14 protein-coding genes are annotated in these 15,541 nt (G+C 61.3%); 6 read left to right on the top strand and 8 right to left on the bottom strand.

Translation table 11 applies throughout. The annotated features are described in order from the left end of the window. Position 1: 1 nt before the first annotated feature. The 6 genes from JKA62_RS08840 to gloB all read right to left on the bottom strand — a co-directional run bounded on the left by JKA62_RS08840 (position 2) and on the right by gloB (position 8,292). Positions 2-1,021, bottom strand: a complete 1,020-nt coding sequence (locus JKA62_RS08840) for an ABC transporter permease (RefSeq protein WP_007956945.1) — start codon at positions 1,019-1,021, stop codon at positions 2-4. Position 1,022: 1 nt separating this feature from the next. Next, entirely contained in the window at positions 1,023-2,096 is a 1,074-nt protein-coding gene (locus tag JKA62_RS08835) for a microcin C ABC transporter permease YejB (protein WP_007956943.1), read from the bottom strand. Between the two features lie 4 nt (positions 2,097-2,100). Then, a complete protein-coding gene (locus JKA62_RS08830) occupies positions 2,101-3,942 on the bottom strand; it encodes an extracellular solute-binding protein (RefSeq protein WP_011333610.1) in 1,842 nt (613 codons plus the stop codon). Then, positions 3,939-5,771 (bottom strand): extracellular solute-binding protein, encoded by a 1,833-nt coding sequence (locus JKA62_RS08825; RefSeq protein ID WP_201817422.1) that lies wholly within the window; start codon positions 5,769-5,771, stop codon positions 3,939-3,941. Before JKA62_RS08825 ends, JKA62_RS08830 begins: the two co-directional genes overlap by 4 nt. A gap of 175 nt (positions 5,772-5,946) precedes the next feature. Further along, positions 5,947-7,425 (bottom strand): transglycosylase SLT domain-containing protein, encoded by a 1,479-nt coding sequence (locus JKA62_RS08820; protein WP_011333612.1) that lies wholly within the window; start codon positions 7,423-7,425, stop codon positions 5,947-5,949. 99 nt (positions 7,426-7,524) lie between these two features. Next, entirely contained in the window at positions 7,525-8,292 is a 768-nt protein-coding gene (gene gloB, locus JKA62_RS08815; RefSeq protein ID WP_011333613.1) for a hydroxyacylglutathione hydrolase, read from the bottom strand. 65 nt (positions 8,293-8,357) lie between these two features. Here gloB and JKA62_RS08810 point away from each other — a divergent pair, with 65 nt between their 5' ends. From JKA62_RS08810 to JKA62_RS08790, 5 genes are all read left to right on the top strand, one after another. Continuing rightward, positions 8,358-9,116, top strand: a complete 759-nt coding sequence (locus JKA62_RS08810) for a methyltransferase domain-containing protein (RefSeq protein ID WP_011333614.1) — start codon at positions 8,358-8,360, stop codon at positions 9,114-9,116. A gap of 92 nt (positions 9,117-9,208) precedes the next feature. After that, positions 9,209-9,670: a ribonuclease HI gene (rnhA, locus tag JKA62_RS08805; protein ID WP_011333615.1), complete on the top strand. Its 462-nt coding sequence runs from the start codon at positions 9,209-9,211 to the stop codon at positions 9,668-9,670. An 82-nt stretch (positions 9,671-9,752) separates the two neighbouring features. After that, positions 9,753-10,511, top strand: coding sequence for a DNA polymerase III subunit epsilon (dnaQ, locus tag JKA62_RS08800; protein WP_011333616.1), 759 nt, complete (start codon positions 9,753-9,755; stop codon positions 10,509-10,511). Between the two features lie 155 nt (positions 10,512-10,666). Continuing rightward, positions 10,667-12,922, top strand: a complete 2,256-nt coding sequence (locus JKA62_RS08795) for an Orn/Lys/Arg decarboxylase N-terminal domain-containing protein (protein WP_201817420.1) — start codon at positions 10,667-10,669, stop codon at positions 12,920-12,922. A gap of 14 nt (positions 12,923-12,936) precedes the next feature. Next, the gene (locus JKA62_RS08790; protein WP_201817418.1) at positions 12,937-13,551 is read left to right on the top strand and encodes a GNAT family N-acetyltransferase; all 615 of its coding nucleotides are present in this window, start codon (positions 12,937-12,939) and stop codon (positions 13,549-13,551) included. Here JKA62_RS08790 and JKA62_RS08785 read toward each other — a convergent pair. Together JKA62_RS08785 and JKA62_RS08780 are read right to left on the bottom strand one after the other, a co-directional pair. Then, on the bottom strand, positions 13,517-14,410 hold the full coding sequence (locus JKA62_RS08785) for a LysR family transcriptional regulator (protein WP_201817416.1): 894 nt from the start codon (positions 14,408-14,410) through the stop codon (positions 13,517-13,519). The two genes, JKA62_RS08790 and JKA62_RS08785, sit on opposite strands and share 35 nt — an antisense overlap. 85 nt (positions 14,411-14,495) lie before the next feature. Continuing rightward, the gene (locus tag JKA62_RS08780; RefSeq protein ID WP_007956926.1) at positions 14,496-14,732 is read right to left on the bottom strand and encodes a hypothetical protein; all 237 of its coding nucleotides are present in this window, start codon (positions 14,730-14,732) and stop codon (positions 14,496-14,498) included. Between the two features lie 185 nt (positions 14,733-14,917). Here JKA62_RS08780 and JKA62_RS08775 point away from each other — a divergent pair, with 185 nt between their 5' ends. Next, entirely contained in the window at positions 14,918-15,475 is a 558-nt protein-coding gene (locus JKA62_RS08775) for an NADPH-dependent FMN reductase (RefSeq protein ID WP_011333620.1), read from the top strand. Positions 15,476-15,541: the final 66 nt, after the last annotated feature.

Raw genomic sequence — 15,541 nt, 5'->3', positions numbered from 1 at the left:
GTCACTTCCTCGGGTCGAAGGCATCGCGAGCGGACTCGCCGATGAACACCAGCAGACTCAACATCAGCGCCAGCACCGCAAACGCACTCATGCCCAGCCACGGCGCCTGCAGGTTGGATTTGCCCTGGGCCACCAGTTCACCCAGCGACGGACTGCCGGCCGGCAAGCCGAAACCGAGGAAGTCCAGGGCGGTGAGGGTGCCGATGGCGCCGGTCAGGATGAACGGCATGAAGGTCATGGTCGAAACCATGGCGTTGGGCAGGATGTGGCGGAACATGATTGCGCCGTTCTGCATGCCCAGCGCCCGGGCCGCGCGCACGTATTCGAGGTTGCGCCCGCGCAGGAACTCGGCACGCACCACGTCCACCAGACTCATCCAGGAAAACAGCAGCATGATTCCCAGCAGCCACCAGAAGTTCGGCTGGACGAAACTGGCGAGGATGATCAGCAGGTACAGCACCGGCAAGCCCGACCAGATCTCCAGAAAACGCTGGCCGGCCAGATCGACCCAGCCGCCGTAGAAGCCCTGCAAGGCACCGGCGATCACGCCGATGATCGAGCTGAGCACGGTCAGGGTCAGGGCGAACAGCACCGACACCCGGAAGCCGTAGATGACCCGCGCCAGCACATCGCGGCCCTGATCGTCGGTGCCCAACAGGTTGTCCGCCGACGGCGGGGCGGGAGCCGGGACTTTCAGGTCGTAGTTGATGCTCTGGTAGCTGAACGGAATCGGCGCCCACAGTACCCATGCGTCCTTGGCCTTGAGCAGTTCGCGGATGTACGGGCTCTTGTAATTGGCTTCCAGCGGGAATTCGCCGCCGAAGGTGGTTTCCGGGTAGCGCTTGATCGCCGGGAAATACCAGTTGTTGTCGTAATGCACCACCAGCGGCTTGTCGTTGGCGATCAGCTCGGCACCGAGGCTCAGGCCGAACAGGATCAAAAACAGCCACAACGACCACCAGCCACGCTTGTTGGCCTTGAACAGTTCGAAGCGCCGGCGGTTGAGAGGGGACAGGTTCATCTCAATGCTCCCGGCTGGCAAAGTCGATGCGCGGATCGACCAGGGTATAGGTGAGGTCGCCGATCAGTTTCACCACCAGCCCCAGCAGGGTGAAGATGAACAGGGTGCCGAACACCACCGGGTAATCGCGGTTGATCGCCGCTTCGAAACTCATCAGGCCGAGGCCGTCGAGGGAGAAGATCACTTCCACCAGCAACGATCCGGTGAAGAAAATGCCGATAAACGCCGACGGGAAACCGGCGATCACCAGCAGCATCGCATTGCGGAACACATGGCCGTAGAGCACGCGGTGGCGGGTCAGGCCCTTGGCCTTGGCGGTGACCACGTACTGCTTGTTGATTTCGTCGAGGAAGCTGTTTTTGGTCAGCAGGGTCATGGTCGCGAAGTTGCCGATCACTAGAGCGGTTACCGGCAGCGCCAGGTGCCAGAAGTAATCGAGAACCTTGCCGCCCAGGCTCAGCTCATCGAAATTGTTCGACGTCAGTCCGCGTAAAGGAAACCAGTCCAGGTAACTGCCGCCGGCAAACACCACGATCAGCAGAATCGCAAACAGGAACGCCGGAATCGCATAACCGACGATGATCGCCGAACTGGTCCAGACGTCGAAATGACTGCCGTGCCGCGTGGCCTTGGCGATCCCCAGCGGGATCGACACCAGGTACATGATCAGCGTGCTCCACAGCCCGAGGGAAATCGACACCGGCATTTTCTCCTTGATCAGGTCGATGACCTTGGCGTCGCGGAAGAAACTGTCGCCGAAATCCAGCCGTGCATAGTTCTTGACCATGATCCACAGACGCTCCGGGGCCGACTTGTCGAACCCGTACATCTTCTCGATTTCCTTGATCAGCGCCGGGTCCAGGCCCTGCGCGCCGCGATAGGAGGAGCCGGCCACCGACACCTCGGCACCGCCGCCGGCGATGCGGCTGGTGGCGCCTTCGAAGCCTTCGAGCTTGGCGATCATCTGCTCCACCGGCCCGCCGGGCGCGGCCTGGATGATCACGAAGTTGATCAGCAGAATGCCGAACAGGGTCGGGATGATCAGTAGCAGTCGCCGAAAAATGTACGCCAGCATCTGATTACTCCGTGCCCACAGGGTCGGCTTGCAGTTGGGTTTCGACTTCTACCGCAGGTTTCGCATCGGGTTTGACCCACCAGGTGTTAATGCCGATGTCGTACTTGGGGGAGACTTTAGGGTGGCCGATGTGGTTCCAGTACGCCACGCGCCAGGTCTTGATGTGCCAGTTGGGGATCACGTAGTAGCCCCATTGCAACACACGGTCCAGAGCGCGGGCGTGGGCCACCAGGCTTTTGCGCGAATCGGCGTTGATCAGGTTTTCCACCAGATGGTCGACCACCGGGTCCTTGAGGCCCATTGAATTGCGGCTGCTGGACTTGTCGGCGGCGGCGCTCATCCAGAACTCACGCTGTTCGTTACCCGGCGAGTTGGACTGCGGGAAGCTGCCGACGATCATGTCGAAATCCCGCGAACGCACGCGATTGACGTATTGCGAGACGTCGACACGGCGGATCACCAGGTCGATGCCGAGGTCGCTGAGGTTGCGCTTGAACGGCAACAGCACGCGTTCGAATTCGGTCTGCGCCAGGAGGAATTCGATGACCACCGGTTTGCCGGTGGCGTCGACCATTTTGTCGTCGACGATTTTCCAGCCGGCCTCTTGCAGCAACTGATACGCCTCACGCTGTTGTGCGCGGATCATGCCACTGGCGTCGGTTTTCGGATTCTCGAAGGCTTCGCTGAACACCTGCGCCGGCAGCTGGCTGCGGAATGGATCGAGGATTGCTACCTGCTCTGCATCAGGCAGGCCGGTGGCGGCCATTTCCGAGTTTTCGAAGTAACTGCGGGTGCGCGCATAAGCGCCGTTGAACAATTGCTTGTTGGTCCATTCGAAGTCGAACAGCAGGCCGAGGGCCTGGCGTACCCGCACGTCCTGAAACACCGGCCGGCGCAAATTGAAGACGAAGCCCTGCATGCCGGTCGGGTTGCTGTTGGCAATCTGTTCCTTGATCAGCCGCCCTTCAGTCACTGCCGGCACGTTGTAGGCGTTGGCCCAGTTTTTCGCGGCCATTTCCAGCCAGTAATCGAATTGCCCGGCTTTCAACGCTTCCAGCGCGACGGTGTTGTCACGGTAATAGTCGGTGGTCATCACGTCGAAGTTGTAGAAGCCGCGATTGACCGGCAGGTCCTTGCCCCAGTAATCCTTGACCCGCTCATAACGTACCGAGCGTCCGGCCTTCACTTGGGTGACCTTGTACGGCCCGCTGCCCAAGGGGATTTCCAGGTTGCCCTTGTTGAAATCACGCTCGGCCCACCAGTGCTTCGGCAGCACCGGCAACTGACCGAGGATCAGCGGCAACTCGCGGTTGTTGGTGTGCTTGAACTTGAACAGCACCTTGAGCGGGTCTTCGGCGATCACTTCTTCAACGTCGGCGTAGTAGCCGCGATACATCGGTGAGCCTTCCTTGGTCAGCGTCTGGAAGCTGAATACCACATCGTCAGCGCGTACCGGGTGGCCGTCGTGAAACTTCGCTTCGGGACGCAGGTAAAAGCGTACCCAGCTGTTGTCCGGGGCTTTTTCGATCTTGCTGGCGATCAGGCCGTATTCGGTGAACGGCTCGTCCAGACCCTGTTTGGCCAGGGTGTCGTAGATCAGGCCGATATCGTCCGCCGGCACGCCTTTGCTGATGAACGGGTTGAGGCTGTCGAAACCGCCGAAGCCGGCCTGGCGGAAGATCCCGCCCTTGGGCGCGTCGGGGTTCACGTAATCGAAGTGCTTGAAGTCGGCGGGGTATTTCGGCGGCTCGTTGTACAGGGTCACGGCGTGTTGCGGGGCGGCACAGGCCAGCCCGGCGAACAGCAGACCGCTGGCCTGCACAAGCAGGGCGCGGATAGGCTTCATCGATCTTTCTCCGAAGATTTCAGCCACCACGCGCTCAGGCCCAGGGTGTAGGGCGGCGTAGTGACGAAGGCGAACCGGTTGCGGTACGCCAGACGGTGATAATTGAGGTACCAGTTGGGAATGCTGTAGTGCTGCCAGAGCAGCACGCGGTCGAGCGCCTTGCCGGCGGCGACCTGTTCATCGCGGGTGCGGGCGGCGAGCAGTTGCTCGAGCAGATGATCGACCACCGGGTTGGCGATGCCCGCGTAATTCTTGCTGCCCTTGACCCCGACCTGGCTGGAGTGGAAGTACTGCCACTGTTCCAGCCCCGGGCTGAGCGTCTGGTTGAGGGTCATCAGGATCATGTCGAAATCGAACTGGTCCAGACGCTGTTTGTATTGGGCGCGATCCACCGTGCGCAGGCGCGCGTCGATGCCGATGCTGTTGAGGTTTTCGATATACGGCTGGAGGATTCGCTCCAGGTTCGGATTGACCAGCAGCAATTCGAACCGCAGCGGCTGGCCGGCGGCGTTCTGCAGACGCTGGCCGTTGAGCTTCCAGCCAGCCTCGGCCAGCAGCGCCAGGGCCTTGCGCATGGCTTCCCGAGGAATGCCGCGACCGTCGGTCTGCGGCAGCGTGAACGGTTCGGTGAACAGGCGCGCCGGCAGTTGATCCTTGTACGGTTTGAGCATCAGCCATTCATGGCCGACCGGCAGGCCGACGGCGCTGAACTCGCTGTTGGGGTAGTAGCTGGTGGTGCGCTTGTAGGCGTCGCTGAACAGCGCGCGGTTAGTCCATTCGAAGTCGAACATCAGGCCCATGGCTTCGCGCACCTTGATGTCGGCGAAGGCCGGGCGTCGGGTGTTCATGAACAGCCCCTGGCTCTGGGTCGGGATCTGGTGCGGGATCTGCGCCTTGATCACGTCGCCGCGACGGATCGCCGGGAAGTTGTAGCCGTTGGCCCAGTTCTTGGCCTGATGCTCGATATAGATGTCGAACTCGCCGGCCTTGAACGCTTCGAAGGCCACATCGCTGTCGCGGTAGAACTCGACTTCCATGCGGTCGACGTTGTACTTGCCGCGATTGACCGGCAGGTCCTTGCCCCAGTAGTCCTTGACCCGCTCGAAAATCAACTGGCGGCCCGGTGTGACCGAGGTGATGCGGTACGGCCCGCTGCCCAGCGGCGGCTCGAAGGTGGTGGCCTTGAAGTCGCGGCCCTTCCAGTAATGCTGGGGCAGCACCGGCAATTCGCCGAGGCGCAGGATCAGCAACGGATTGCCGCTGCGCTTGAGTACGAAACGGATGCGCTGCGGATTGAGGATATCGACGCGGAGCACTTCCTGAAGGGCGGTGCGATACAGCGGGTGACCTTCCTTGAGCAGCAGGCGATAGGAAAACGCCACGTCGTACGCGGTGATCGGTGTGCCGTCGTGGAAATGCGCTTGCGGGCGCAGATTGAACACCACCCAACTGCGATCTTCGCTGTACTCCACCGATTGGGCGATCAAGCCGTAACTGGAGGCCGGTTCGTCCCCGGACGGCGCGTATTGCCCGGTGCCGACCATCAGTGGCTCGTTGAGCTCGTTGATGCCGTACTGCAGGAAATTGGGGGTGGTAACCGGGCTGGTGCCCTTGAAGGTGTAGGGGTTGAGCGTATCGAAGGTGCCAAACGCCATCACCCGCAAGGTGCCGCCCTTGGGCGCTTGCGGGTTGACCCAGTCGAAGTGGGTAAATCTGGCCGGGTACTTGAGCGTGCCGAACTGCGCATAACCGTGGCTTTCGGTGATCGTCGCGCTGACGGGGGAGCTCAAGGCCAGGCTGATCAGGAGCAGGAGGAGGGGACGCTTCAAGTCAGATCCGATCCAGGCGGCTTGGGCTTTGTGGGCCGTACAGTAACAGCTTGTATGGACAGGAAAAAGACAGGGGCTTAATGCGCGGTTAATTGTGGGAGCTGTCTGCGCCGATCTACGGAAATATCAAAAAATGACAGGCGAAAAAAAGCCCCTGAAATTCAGGGGCTCCTTGTCAGTGCGGCTGGTAGACCGTGAGCATCTGCCCAGGCTTGAGCGCCTTGCCGGCGCCCGGATTCCAGCGCTTGAGATGTTGCATCTCGACGTTGAAGCGCTTGGCCACCACGTACAGCGTGTCGCCACGTTTGACCTTGTACTGGGTCTGTTGCTTGCCGTCGTCATTGGCTTTGGTCTTGCTGCTGGTCTTGCTGTTGGCCGCGACAACCGTATTGATGCGTCCGCCACTGTTACGCGCCGGGGTGCGTCTGGTGGTGTCCTGCATGACCAGGGTCTGGCCGACCTTGAGGTTCTTGCCGGTCAGCTTGTTCCAGCGTTGCAGGTCTTTGACCTCGACCTTGTTGGCCTTGGCGATGGAACCAAGGTTGTCGCCACGCTTGACCCTATAGGCGCGCTTGGCCTGTGCAATTTCGCTTGGATCGGCGCCTTCGAACACCGGTTTCAGCGAACGCGGGCTGATCAGCTCTTCAGGGCGCATGGTCTGCAGGCTGGCGGTCAGCAGTTGCGCCTTCGAGGTCGGCACCAGCAGGTGCTGCGGGCCGTCGATGGTGGTGCGCTGCTTGAACGCCGGGTTGAGCTGGAACAACTCGTCTTCGTCGATGTTGGCCACCGCTGCGACCTTGGACAGGTCCATGCGCTGGTTGATTTCGACGACCTGGAAATACGGTTCGTTGGCGATCGGGTTGAGGTTCACGCCATAGGCTTCGGGCGTCAGCACCACTTGCGAGAGCGCCAGCAGTTTCGGCACGTAAGCCTGGGTTTCCGCCGGCAGTGGCAGGTTCCAGTAGTCGGTCGGCAGGCCGAGCTTTTCGTTGCGCTCGATGGCGCGGCTGACCGTGCCTTCACCGGCGTTGTACGCGGCCAGGGCCAGCAGCCAGTCGCCGTTGAACATGTCATGCAGGCGGGTCAGGTAGTCCATCGCTGCCGTGGTCGACGCGGTAATGTCGCGACGGCCATCGTAGAAACGGGTCTGGCGCAGGTTGAAGTAGCGCCCGGTGGACGGGATGAACTGCCAGAGGCCCACCGCGTCGGCCCGGGAATAGGCCATCGGGTTGTAGGCGCTTTCGATGACCGGCAGCAGTGCCAGTTCCAGCGGCATGTTGCGTTCTTCGAGGCGCTCGACGATGTAATGAATGTAGAGGCTGCCGCGTTCGCCGGCGTTCTCGAGAAAGGAAGGGTTACTGGCGAACCACAGGCGCTGTTGCTCGATGCGCGGGTTCACGCCCAGACCTTCCTGCAGCTGGAAACCACTGCGCATGCGCTCCCAGATGTCCTGAGGCACCTGCGGGCTGGGCTTTTCCGACAGCCAGATGGGCTTCTGCTTGGCTCGCGCAGCAATGTTCGGCGTATGCGTCGCTTCAGTCTGCGGAGCATGGCTGGAACAGCCCGCCAGCGTGGCGGACACAGCCACCGCGATGGCTTGCGCCAGGCGGGTCAATGCATCTGAATTGACGGACTTACGTATGGATGACGACATTGGCTGGAAGTAAGTTCCGGGCAAAAATGTCGGGCGATTCTAGAAAGCGCACCCCCTGCGGTCAACCATTCAGAATTTTTGTACCAGGCGGCGAGCCACTCAGAACGTATCTTTCCATGCCCGCAGAGCCGCAAAAACCTCACTCGGCGCCCGGTTCTGAGGGCCGTTCCGTTCGTCCACTTTTTGTGTAACTAATATTTCACCGGTGCGCAAAAACGGGTTTGTGAGTTTTTCCAGCGCAAGGGTCGAGGGCAGGGTCATGACACCGTTCTCACGTTGCCGGGTGACTTTTTCCAGACGGGCGGCGATGTCCCGGTTGTCCGGCTCCACGGCAGCAGCGAATTTCAGGTTGCTCAGGGTGTACTCGTGGGTGCAGTAGACCAGCGTGTCTTCCGGCAGCGCCGCCAGACGGCTCAACGACTGGTGCATTTGTTGCGGCGTGCCTTCGAACAGACGGCCGCAGCCGGCAGCGAACAGGGTGTCACCGCAAAACAGCAGGCCGTGATGGTAGTAGGCGATGTGTCCGAGGGTGTGGCCGGGAACGGCATAGACATCGAAGTCCCAGCCGAGCACGCGCACCGTGTCGTTGTCCTTGAGGGCCACGTCCCGCCCCGGAATGTTTTCGCTGGCCGGTCCATAGACCGTGGCACCGGTGGCCTTTTTCAGCGTCTCGACGCCGCCGACATGGTCGTGGTGATGGTGAGTGATGAGGATGTCGCCGAGCACCCAGCCCGGATGCGCGTCGAGCCACGCCTGCACCGGGGCGGCATCCCCCGGATCGACCACTGCACAACGCTGGGTGGCATGATCCTGTAACAACCAGATGTAGTTGTCGGTGAAGGCGGGCAGGGCACTGATCTGTATCATCGTCGAATTCGCCAAGCGGGTAACATTGGCGCATCTTAGAGGTTCCTGGCGTGTTGGAGAATGCAATGATCGATAAAGCGTTCGCTCAGGCCGATCCTGACTGGCTCGCGCTGATCGGTGCAGCCCGTGAATGGCTGTCCGGCCCCCTCGGGCAATTTCTGCTGGACGAAGAACGGCGCATGCTCGAAGACGAGCTGGGCCGGTTCTTCGGCGGCTATCTGGTGCACTACGGCCCGTCCGCCGAAACACCGCCGTCGGCGCCGCAGGTGCAGCGCAACGTGCGGCTCGGTGCGCCGTTGCCGGGCGTGGAAATCGTCTGCGAAGAACAAGCCTGGCCGTTGAGCGAGCACGCCGCCGATGTGGTGGTGTTGCAGCACGGCCTGGATTTCTGCCTGTCGCCCCACGGCTTGCTGCGCGAAGCGGCCAGCAGCGTGCGCCCCGGCGGGCATCTGCTGATCGTTGGCATCAACCCCTGGAGCACCTGGGGGCTGCGCCACGTGTTCGCCCATGACGCCTTGCATCAGGCGCGCTGCATCTCGCCATCGCGGGTGGCGGACTGGCTCAATCTGCTGGGCTTCGCGCTGGAGAAACGCCGCTTCGGGTGCTATCGTCCGCCGCTCGCTTCACCCAAGTGGCAGGCCCGTCTGGCCGGTTGGGAGCGCAAGGCCGGTGACTGGCAATTGTCCGGCGGCGGTTTCTATTTACTGGTCGCACGCAAGATTGTGGTCGGCCTGCGTCCGGTGCGTCAGGAACGCCGCGAGCCGATGGGCAAGCTGATTCCGCTGCCGATGGCCAAGGTCAACCGCCGACGCATCGAACCGTAAACCTTCTTTTATTCATGGCCGGGTATATCCCGGCCTTGGCCATCGTCGATCCGTGATCGGCGAGGCCACGCATTTTTTCTGGATAGACTGGCATGAGCGAAAGCGTCGATAGCGTAGAACTGTTCACTGACGGCGCCTGTAAAGGCAACCCCGGCCCCGGCGGCTGGGGCGCCTTGCTGGTGTGCAAGGGTGTTGAAAAGGAACTGTGGGGCGGCGAAGCCAACACCACCAACAACCGCATGGAACTGCTCGGCGCGATTCGCGGCCTGGAAGCCCTCAAGCGTCCGTGCGAAGTGCTGCTGGTGACTGACTCGCAATACGTGATGAAGGGCATCAACGAATGGATGGCCAACTGGAAGAAACGCGGCTGGAAAACCGCTGCCAAGGAGCCGGTGAAAAACGCCGATCTGTGGAAAGCGCTCGACGAGCAGGTCAACCGCCACAAAGTCACCTGGAAATGGGTCCGCGGCCACATCGGCCACCACGGCAACGAACGCGCCGACCAGTTGGCCAACCGTGGGGTGGATGAAGTTCGCGGTTACAAGCAGAGCTGAATCCTTCTCGCTGAAACACTCCCGGCGAGCGTGTTAACATCGCCGCTTTTGCACGATTGACCCCGTTGAGAGCTGAACACTGATGGCCACCAGATCCGTTGTACTCGATACCGAAACCACCGGCATGCCGGTGACCGACGGCCACCGGATTATCGAAATCGGTTGTGTCGAGTTGATCGGTCGACGTCTGACGGGCCGGCACTTTCACGTTTATCTGCAACCGGATCGCGAGAGTGACGAAGGCGCGATTGCCGTTCATGGCATCACCAACGAATTCCTGGTCGGCAAGCCGCGCTTCGCCGAAGTGGCCGACGAGTTCTTCGAGTTCATCAACGGCGCGCAACTGATCATCCATAACGCGGCGTTCGACGTTGGCTTCATCAACAACGAATTCGCCCTGATGGGCCAGCATGATCGCGCGGACATCACGCAGCACTGCACGATCCTCGACACCCTGATGATGGCCCGGGAACGTCACCCGGGTCAGCGCAACAGCCTCGATGCCCTGTGTAAACGCTACGGCGTCGACAACTCCGGTCGTGAGCTGCACGGCGCCTTGCTCGACTCGGAGATTCTCGCCGACGTCTACCTGACCATGACCGGTGGCCAGACCAGCCTGTCGCTGGCCGGCAACGCTTCCGACGGCAATGGCACGGGCGAGGGCGCGGACAACTCCGCCACCGAAATCCGCCGTCTGCCGGCAGATCGTCAGCCGGGGCGAATCATTCGCGCCACTGAAGCCGAGCTGGCCGAGCACCAGGTGCGCCTGGAAATCATCGCCAAGTCAGCTGGCGCCCCCGCGCTGTGGACTCAGTTGCTGGAAGCCGAAGCTCAGGCGTAAGGCAAAAAAGGATCGCCCGAACATCCAGGCCGTGTTCAGGCGATCCTTTGTTTTTGGCAGTACTGACAACTGGCCACCCTCGCCACATCGGCTCCGACCCTCTAACCTGAGGACATTGGCAGATCACTCTCCGCCGCCTCAGGACACTGAGCCTCATGTACAAAGATTTGAAGTTCCCGGTGTTGATCGTCCACCGCGACATCAAGGCCGACACGGTTGCCGGTGACCGCATCCGCGGCATTGCCCGAGAGCTGGAGCTGGAAGGTTTCAGTATCGTTTCGGCCACCGACTACACCGAAGGCCGGCTCGTGGCGTCGACCCACCATGGTCTGGCGTGCATGCTGATCGCCGCGGAAGACGCCAGCACCAACTCCCATCTGTTGCAGAACATGGCCGAACTGATCGGTCTGGCCCGGGTGCGGGCGCCGGATCTGCCGATCTTTGCACTCGGCGAGCAAGTAACCCTGGAAAACGCCCCGGCCGATGCGATGGCCGAACTCAACCAGTTACGCGGCATTCTCTACCTGTTCGAAGACACCGTGCCGTTTCTCGCCCGACAAGTGGCGCGGGCAGCGCGCAAATACCTGGACGGCCTGTTGCCGCCATTCTTCAAGGCGCTGGTCCAGCACACCGCCGATTCCAACTATTCCTGGCACACCCCCGGTCACGGCGGCGGGGTGGCCTATCACAAGAGTCCGGTGGGGCAGGCGTTTCATCAGTTCTTCGGGGAAAACACCCTGCGCTCCGATTTATCGGTCTCGGTGCCGGAGCTGGGTTCCTTGCTCGATCACACCGGGCCGCTGGCCGAGGCGGAAGCGCGGGCCGCGCGCAATTTCGGCGCGGATCACACCTTTTTCGTGATCAATGGCACCTCGACCGCCAACAAGATCGTCTGGCACTCGATGGTCGGGCGCGATGATCTGGTGCTGGTGGATCGCAACTGCCACAAGTCGGTGCTGCACGCGATCATCATGACCGGCGCGATTCCGCTGTACCTGTGCCCGGAGCGCAACGAGCTGGGGATCATCGGGCCGATCCCGCTCAGTGAATTCAGCCGCGAATCGATCCAGGCCAAGATCGACGCCAGCCCTTTGACCGAGGGCCGCGAGCCGAAAGTCAAACTGGCGGTGATCACCAACTCCACCTACGACGGCCTCTGCTACAACGCCGAACTGATCAAGCAGAGTCTGGGCAACAGCGTCGAAGTCCTGCATTTCGACGAAGCCTGGTACGCCTATGCGGCGTTTCACGAATTTTTTGCCGGCCGTTACGGCATGGCCACCTCGCGCAGCGAGGACAGTCCGCTGGTGTTCACCACCCATTCCACCCACAAACTGCTGGCGGCGTTCAGCCAGGCCTCGATGATTCATGTGCAGGACGGCGGCGCGCGGCAGCTGGATCGCGACCGGTTCAACGAAGCGTTCATGATGCACATCTCGACGTCGCCGCAGTACAGCATCATTGCTTCGCTGGACGTCGCCTCGGCGATGATGGAAGGCCCGGCCGGACGCTCGCTGCTGCAGGAAACCTTCGACGAAGCCCTGAGCTTTCGCCGGGCCTTGGCCAATCTGCGCCAGCACATTGCCGCCGACGACTGGTGGTTTTCGATCTGGCAGCCGCCGGGCGTCGAAGGCATCGACCGGGTGCAGACCGAGGACTGGCTGCTGCAACCCGATGCGGACTGGCACGGTTTCGGCGAGGTCAGCGACGACTACGTACTGCTCGACCCGATCAAGGTCACCCTGGTCATGCCGGGCCTGACCGCCGGCGGCGCTTTGAGCGACAAGGGCATCCCGGCGGCCGTGGTCAGCCGTTTCCTCTGGGAGCGCGGGCTGGTGGTGGAGAAAACCGGTCTGTATTCATTTCTGGTGCTGTTCTCCATGGGCATCACCAAGGGCAAGTGGAGCACGCTGCTGACCGAACTGCTGGAGTTCAAGCGCAGCTACGACGCCAACGTCAGTCTCGACACCTGCCTGAAGTGTGTGGCCCAGGAAGATCCTGTGCGCTATCGCGGCATGGGCCTGCGCGATTTGTGCGATCAGCTTCACGCCTGCTATCGCAGCAACGCCACCGCCAGACACCTCAAGCGCATGTACACGGTGCTGCCGGACATCGCGATGAAACCGGCCCACGCTTACGATCAATTGGTGCGCGGCGAAGTCGAGGCGGTGCCGATCGATGAGCTGGAAGGCCGGGTGGCGGCGGTGATGCTGGTGCCGTACCCGCCAGGCATTCCGCTGATCATGCCCGGCGAACGGTTTACCGAATCCACGCGCTCGATCATCGAATACCTCAGGTTTGCCCGCACGTTCGACACAACGTTTCCGGGGTTCGTGGTCGATGTGCACGGTCTGCAACACGAAGATGAGGGCAATGGGCGGCACTACACCGTCGATTGCGTCAAGGAATGAGGGCTTTTCCGAGTATGCAACCGGTCATGAATCCGAAATACCCAGGGCTGTCGGTGCGGGTCGCCGACGACGGTTTTGCCGCGTATATCTGGGGCAGCGATTTCAGCTTCGAGGTGGCCGCCTACGGCACGGCCGAAATCGGCAAACCCGTGGCGCAATGGGCCATGACGCCCATCGTGCCGTATCGCAAGTGCTACGGCATCGATCCGGAGGAATTCAGCAGCTTTCGCGATGCCGCCGACAGTGCGATTTTCATGGCGTATCTGGAAGATCAGCCGGTCGGGCATCTGGTGATCAGCACCAATTGGAACGGATTCGCTCATATCGATGAGCTGGCGGTGCACGCCCCGGCGCGGCGCCATGGTGTGGCCAAGGCCTTGCTCGACGTGGCGCAGTTCTGGAGCCGCAAGAAAAAACTGCCGGGGATCATGCTGGAAACCCAGAACAACAACCTCGGCGCCTGCCGCCTGTATGAGCGTTGCGGCTATGTGATCGGCGGCATCGACCATCTGCGTTATCGCGGCATCGATCCGAACACCGCCGAAGTGGCGTTGTTCTGGTATCGATTGTTCGATAACCCGCTGGAGCATCCGATCAGTTCGCCAGCATCGCCTCGGCTTGTTCCGTGACGATCCCGAGCAGTGTCTGAATCGCCGCTGACGGCGTGGCATGTCTGAAGGTCAGAGCATAGAGGCTGATCGGCACCGCCGGCGACAGTGGGCAGACATCGAGACCGCCCGCCCGTGCACCGAGGGCGGTGAACGGATCGACGATCGCCAGGCCTTCGCCGGCCTCGACCATGCTGCGCATCATCTGGTGGGTTTGCACGCGGGTCTGGATGGTCGGCACCGGGCGCAGGGCCTGGAGCTTGTTTTCCAGGGCCGGACTCAGCGGGTCCTGGCCTTCGAGGCCGACCATCGCCTGGCCGGCCAGATCCTGCAGAGAAATGTATTTCTGCTTCGGTTGCAGCCAGCCGTGGGGCGCAAGCAATTGCAGCTTGCCCTGGGCCAGTGGCTGGCAATGAATGTCGGGGTGTTGCGGATCATGCAGACTCAGGCCCAGATCACTGTCGCGCAGCAGCAAGTGGCGGACGATGTCGCGGGTCGGTTCGCTGAGCAGGGTGCAGGGCACGTCGGGCAAGCGACGGCGCAGGGCCGCGAGGCTTTGCGGCAGCAGTTGCTGGGCCAGCGGCGGGGTGCCGATGATTCGCAGGGGCGGGGCGAGGTATTGCTTGAGGCTGCTGGCCAGCCGTTGCACCGGTTCCAGCGCTTCATAGATGTGGCCGATCTCGACTTGCAGCGCCCGGGCCTCCGGGGTTGGCTGAAGTCGTCCGCGTACGCTGGCGAACAGCATGAAACCGAGCTGACTCTCGGCTTCGCGCAAACGCTCTTCGACCTCGGGCGCCGATAGTTGCAGCCATTCGGCGGCGGTGCCCACGTGACCGGTCTGCAAAAGCGCCTGAATCACTTCGATATGACGTAAACGCATGCGTGAAGTCCATGTCCGGCCGTTGGGGTCAGTGGCTGAATCCTACCCCAACTCGGCGCGGATGACTTCTGCTCATAACGATCGGTTATGAAGCGACCGATGGCTCGGGTTCGCGGATCAGGGTGATGCCCGACTGAACCAGCAGAAACTCGTTGTCGTCGATCTTGTTGACGCGGTCGCCAATCGCCAGTTTGTAGGTGGTAACGGGCTCCGTGCCGGTGAAACCGTCTGCCGACGGGTTGGATTCCTGGAACTCATGCACGGAATAAACGCGGCCTTCCGCATCTCTTGCATGGAACTGACCGACGAGTACTGCTGCCATCTGCTTAGAACCTCTGGAGATAAAACGCTTGATTTGCGGCTTGGTAGACCTTCATCGAGCTTGGTAAGTTTTCCTACAGGAAAAAAATATTCCAGACGCGGGAAATAACCTTCGACGTCTGGTGGAATCGTCATCGGATCATCTATAACTACTGGCTCCTCCCACGGACAGTCGAGAGTCTCCCAATGAGCAATGTCTATAACGTCGCAGTAGTGGTCGGCAGCCTGCGCAAGGCGTCCATCAACCGCAAAGTCGCCCTGGCGCTGGCGGAACTGGCACCGGCCAATCTCAAACTGAACATTGTCGAAATTGGCGATCTGCCACTCTACAACGAAGACATCGACGGCGATTCACCGCCGGCAGCCTACAGCACTTTCCGTCAGAAAGTGGCTTCATCCGACGCTCTGCTGTTTGTCACTCCGGAGTACAACCGCTCGGTGCCGGCGCCTTTGAAGAACGCGATCGACGTCGGTTCGCGGCCGTATGGCAAGAGCGCCTGGAGCGGCAAGCCGGGGGCGGTAATCAGCGTTTCGCCGGGTGCCATCGGCGGTTTTGGCGCCAACCAGCATCTGCGCCAGTCCTTTGTTTTCCTCAACGTGCCGTGCATGCAGCAGCCGGAAGCCTACCTGGGCGGCGCGGGCACGGCATTCGATGAGGCGGGCAAGCTGAACGAGTCGGTGAAACCGTTCCTGCAAAGTTTCATCAATGCGTTTGGTGAGTGGGTGGCGCAGCACAAGAAGTGATCTGGCAATATTTCTGACACGATAACGAACCTGTGGGGGCTGGCTTCCACAGGTTTTTTTTGTGTG

Source organism: Pseudomonas sp. B7, assembly GCF_016735645.1.
Lineage (GTDB): Bacteria > Pseudomonadota > Gammaproteobacteria > Pseudomonadales > Pseudomonadaceae > Aquipseudomonas > Aquipseudomonas glycinae.
This window is presented reverse-complemented; position numbering and strand designations above follow the sequence as displayed.